The sequence below is a fragment of the Ideonella azotifigens genome (genome assembly GCF_006519715.1).
In the GTDB taxonomy this organism is placed as follows: Bacteria; Pseudomonadota; Gammaproteobacteria; order Burkholderiales; family Burkholderiaceae_C; genus Ideonella; species Ideonella azotifigens.
In genome coordinates, this window is record NZ_VIDT01000549.1 from 1 (window position 1) to 3,748 (window position 3,748).

General features: G+C 66.3%; 4 protein-coding genes. 1 reads left to right on the forward strand and 3 read right to left on the reverse strand.

Features of this window, described 5'->3' with window-relative positions:
• Positions 1 to 15: 15 nt before the first annotated feature.
• Both FKP22_RS23805 and FKP22_RS23810 read right to left on the reverse strand, forming a co-directional pair.
• A complete protein-coding gene (locus tag FKP22_RS23805) occupies positions 16 to 435 on the reverse strand; it encodes a ribulose bisphosphate carboxylase small subunit (RefSeq protein WP_141290150.1) in 420 nt (139 codons plus the stop codon).
• Positions 436 to 460: 25 nt separating this feature from the next.
• Entirely contained in the window at positions 461 to 1,927 is a 1,467-nt protein-coding gene (locus FKP22_RS23810) for a form I ribulose bisphosphate carboxylase large subunit (protein ID WP_141290151.1), read from the reverse strand.
• A 120-nt stretch (positions 1,928 to 2,047) separates the two neighbouring features.
• Between FKP22_RS23810 and FKP22_RS23815 the strand changes: the two genes are divergently transcribed.
• Positions 2,048 to 3,028 (forward strand): LysR family transcriptional regulator, encoded by a 981-nt coding sequence (locus FKP22_RS23815; RefSeq protein WP_141290152.1) that lies wholly within the window; start codon positions 2,048 to 2,050, stop codon positions 3,026 to 3,028.
• A 59-nt stretch (positions 3,029 to 3,087) separates the two neighbouring features.
• Here FKP22_RS23815 and FKP22_RS32580 read toward each other — a convergent pair.
• Positions 3,088 to 3,748: hypothetical protein (locus FKP22_RS32580; protein ID WP_170201044.1), on the reverse strand; the 661-nt coding region annotated here is incomplete at its 5' end.

Here is a 3,748-nt window from a genome sequence, read left to right on the forward strand (position 1 = left end):
CCATGGCGGCGGCGCTCAGTAGCGGGCACCTTCGGGGGCGCGCTGCACCGCGTAGCTCTCGATGCTGTAGCGGATCGTGCGGCCAGGCTCCTCGGTCCGGATCAGGCGGAAGCCGGGTTCTTCCTTGGGCCGGTTCACGATGAAGGACACCACCACCGATTCGGTGCCGTGCGTCGAGTCGAACGCGCTCAGTCGGATGTAGTGGCTCGGAAAAGTGTTGCGGCAGTTGCGCAACTCGAGCATCACGCCGGCGGCGTCCTGGATGTCGAACATCGGGTTGCCGAACATCTCCCAGAAGGTGTTGCGCGGGTGCGGGTCGTCGGTGTACTCAAGACCGATGGCCCAGCCCTTGGCGAGACAGTGGTCGACCTGTTTGGTGATCTGCTCGTCGCTCAGGTCGGGCAGGAACGAGAAAGTGCCTTGGGTGATTCGCATGCTCGTGCTCTCTTTCGTCGATTCGTCAGGCCACCGAGGCGGTCGGCACGAAGTCCGAGGTGTCGGTCGAGGTGTAGTTGAAGGTGATGTCGCCCCAGGTGTCGAGGGCGGCCGCCAGCGGGGAGCACCACTTGGCCGCGTCGCGCAGGATCTGCGGGCCCTCTTCCAGGATGTTGCGACCTTCGTTGCGCGCCAGCACCATCGCCTCGAGCGCGACGCGATTGGCTGTCGCACCCGCCTGAATGCCCTGCGGATGCCCGATGGTGCCGCCGCCAAACTGCAGCACCACGTCATCGCCGAACAGGTCCAGCAGCTGGTGCATCTGGCCGGCGTGGATGCCACCCGAGGCGACCGGCATCACCTTCTTGATCGCGCCCCAGTCCTGGTCGAAGTACACGCCGCGCGGCAGGTCGACGCTGGTGTGCGTGTCGCGGCAGACGTTGTAGTAGCCCTGCACCGTCATCGGGTCACCTTCGAGCTTGCCCACCGCCGTGCCGGCATGGATGTGATCCACGCCCACCAGCCGCATCCACTTCGCGATCACGCGGAAGCTCACGCCATGGTTCTTCTGCCGCGTATAGGTGCCGTGGCCGGCGCGGTGCAGGTGCAGGATCATGTCGTTCTGCCGGCACCAGTGACTCAGCGACTGGATGCCGGTGTAGCCCACCACCAGGTCGACCATCACGATCACCGAGCCCAGGTCTTTTGCGAACTGGGCGCGACGGTACATCTCTTCCATCGTGCCCGCGGTCACGTTCAGGTAGCTGCCCTTGACCTCGCCGGTCGCGGCGCTGGCCTTGTTGACGGCGTCCATCACGAACAGAAAACGGTCGCGCCAGTGCATGAAGGGTTGCGAGTTGATGTTCTCGTCGTCCTTCATGAAGTCGAGCCCGCCTTTCAGGCCCTCGTACACGACGCGGCCGTAGTTGCGGCCGGACAGGCCGAGCTTGGGCTTGGTGGTGGCACCCAGCAGCGGACGGCCGAACTTGTCGAGCCGCTCACGCTCGACCACGATGCCGGTCGGCGGGCCGGCGAAGGTCTTCACGTAGGCCACCGGAAACTTCATGTCCTCGAGCCGGGCCGCCTTCAAGGGCTTGAAGCTGAAGACGTTGCCGATGACGGAGGCCGCGACGTTGGTGATCGAGCCCTCCTCGAACAGCGACAAGTCGTAAGCGACGTAGCAGAAGAACTGGCCCGGAATGCCCGGCACCGGGTCGACGCGGTAGGCCTTGGCGCGGTACATGTCGCACGCGGTGAGCCGGTCGGTCCAGACCACGGTCCAGGTTGCGGTGCTCGACTCGCCGGCCACCGCGGCCGCCGCCTCGATCGGGTCCACCCCGTCCTGTGGCGTGATGCGGAACAGCGCCAGGATGTCGGTCTGCTTCGGTTCGTAGTCACCGTCCCAGTAGCCCATCTGCGCGTACTTGAGCACGCCCGCCGAATAACGCTTCTTCGCGTCGGTGATCTGCACTGCGTCTTTCATGTTGCCCATCTGGATTCCCCTGCTGTTGGGTGTGTCGGTGAAAGCTGATGGGTGCAATGTAGGCAGGATCAACGATTTGGAATAATTAAAACTATTCGCTCTGACATCTCGAAAAGCTAATATGTCACCATGCCACTCACCCGCAACGCCACGTTTCGCCAGCTGACCGCGTTCCACACCGTCGCGAGGCTGGGCAGCGTCTCGCTCGCGGCAGACGAAATGCACTTGACGCAGCCGGCGGTGTCGATCCAGATCGCCGCGCTCGAAGCCTCGGCCGGCACGCCGCTGCTGCAGCGCAACGGCCGCGGCGTGCGCCTGACCGAAGCGGGCGAACTGCTGGCCGGTTACGCGAGCCGCATCGTCGACCTGTGGCGCGAGGCCGGCGAGGAGATGGCCACGCTGCGCGGCGTGTTCTCGGGCACGCTGCGTGTGGGCACCGTGACGACGGCCGAGTACCTGCTGCCGCCGCTGCTGGTGTCCTTCATCAACGACCGTCCCAAGGTCAAGGTCAAGCTGCAGGTGGGCAACCGCGACGAGATCGTGCGCATGCTCGCCGGCCAGGAGATCGACGTGGCGATCATGGGCCGCCCGCCGGCCGAACTGAAAACCGACTCGCGCACATTCGCGCGCCATCCCATGGCATTCCTCGCCGCGCCCACCGACCCGCTGATGGCCATGCCCGACCTGACCCTGGCCGACGTCGCCGAGACCCGCATCCTCGTGCGCGAGCGCGGTTCCGGCACGCGCACGACGGTCGAGCGCGTCTTCAAGGACCAGGGCCTGCCCTTGCGCATCGGCTCCGAGCTGTCGAGCAACGAGGCCATCAAGCGCATGTGCGCGGCCGGCTTCGGCGCGGCATTCCTGTCGATGCACACCTGCGTGCTCGAGATCAACGCCGGGCTGCTGGCGCTGCTGCCGGTGGCCGACAACCCGATCGTGCGCGACTGGTATGTGATGCACCTGGCCTCGCGCCAGTTGCCGCATGTGGCGCTGGCCTTCGAGGAATTTCTCTGCGACCAGGGCCAGACGGAGATCCAGCGCCAGCTGGGCCAGACGCCAGGCCCTGCAGCTGCGAAGCGCCGGCCGGCTCGCAAGAAAGCGGCTGGCTGAGGTCTTTCGCGAACAGCAGACGCTACATCGCCGCACGGCGTGCGCACAGCGGCGGCGCGCTACAAGTCGTACCAACCCAGTCCGACGACAAAGCCCGAGGTGCGCAGGCCATCGGCACGCTGCTGCTGCAGGCCGAAGTCGATCGCCAGCCTGTCGCGGCGCAACCAGTGGCGTGCGCCGACCTGCATGAACGTCGCCTCGTTCTCACGCGCCAGTTCGGCGAAGAACAGCGTGCGCTTGAACAGCTCACGTTCGATCCCGACGGCGCCGTTCCAGCTGCGGCGTGCATCACGGGCCTTGCCGATGCCCACATTCAGGTGCAGGAATCCGCCGCTGTCGCCCAGCGCGATGGACAGCGGCAGCTTGATCTCGACGGACGGCAGCGTGCCGCCGCTGTCGTGGGTACGCTCTGCGGCCAGCGTTGCGCTCAGGCCCCAGCCCCAGCCGTCGCGCGCGATGTCGTTGAACAGCTGCTTGAACTCGACCTCGGCCTCGTGGCCGGTTTCGCTGCCGCGGCGATCATCGAGGCGCGTCAGCTCAAACTGCACCGAGGTGCCGGCTTCGAAGGTGTACTCCGGCTCGACCGACAGGCCACGCACCTTGCCCAGGCGCTGCGCCCACGACTCGAACGACCACACCTGCTCATCGTCTTCGAGCACCGCGGTGCGCGCGACCTGGAACGGGCGGTCGTTGGCCGCTGCGGGCGGCGTCGCGACCGCG

Coding starts and splice junctions, on each gene's coding strand:
- FKP22_RS23805 (WP_141290150.1), bottom strand. CDS start 435: ATGCGAATCACCCAAGGCACTTTCTCGTTCCTGCCCGACCTGAGCGAC.
- FKP22_RS23815 (WP_141290152.1), top strand. CDS start 2,048: ATGCCACTCACCCGCAACGCCACGTTTCGCCAGCTGACCGCGTTCCAC.
- FKP22_RS23810 (WP_141290151.1), bottom strand. CDS start 1,927: ATGGGCAACATGAAAGACGCAGTGCAGATCACCGACGCGAAGAAGCGT.